This is a genomic window from Corynebacterium sp. HMSC05D08 (assembly GCF_001807215.1).
In the GTDB taxonomy this organism is placed as follows: Bacteria; Actinomycetota; Actinomycetes; order Mycobacteriales; family Mycobacteriaceae; genus Corynebacterium; species Corynebacterium striatum.
On the sequence record NZ_KV788321.1, the window covers coordinates 1 to 711 of the forward strand.

General features: G+C 55.3%; 1 protein-coding gene. It reads left to right on the forward strand.

The window, feature by feature from the left end:
* On the forward strand, nucleotides 1–694 hold a 694-nt coding region (locus HMPREF3148_RS04355), incomplete at its 5' end, for an IS1634 family transposase (protein ID WP_141741068.1).
* Nucleotides 695–711: the final 17 nt, after the last annotated feature.

Consider the following 711-nt stretch of genomic DNA (forward strand, 5'->3'; position numbering starts at 1 on the left):
CACGAAAGAACGCGAAATCCCAGAACCAATTAAAGCCTGGCTAGATGCAGCGGAAGGGCGCAGCTACACCGACTACGAAGACGGACACATCTGGACCCACCGTCACCACAGCGACAAACGCCGCACCAGCGGCAAACCGCAGGCAGTGACCTATTACCAGTATTCCTACGATAGGGCTCGGCGCACAAGGCGCGGCATCGGCGAACAACTAGATAAAGCCCAGCGTGCTGTTGACGGAAAGATACCCGTCAAGCGGAATCGATACGTCAACCTCAAGGCCCCGAATAAGCAGGTCAACCACACCCTAGCCAACAAGCACCTAACCCTGGCCGGGATTAAAGGATACGAGACCTCACGCACAGACTTAAAACCCCAGGAAGTCATCGGTGCCTACCGGCGCCTGTTCACGATCGAGAAATCGTTCCGAATGGCGAAATCAGACCTGAAAGCCCGACCGATTTATCACCGTAAAGAAGACTCCATCCACGCACACCTAACCATTGTGATGGCCGCGATGGCCACAGGCCACGTGTTGGAACAAGCCTCGGGCCTGTCGTTGAAGCGATTAGTGCGAACCCTGAAGAAATACCGGACGTTTACCGTCGAAATCGCAGGCCATACCATCCATGCACAAACCGACCTGCCCGCTGACATCCGCGAACTCACCGAAAAGCTGCCCCAACCGTCTGACTAAATTGAGCCAAGTCAGGT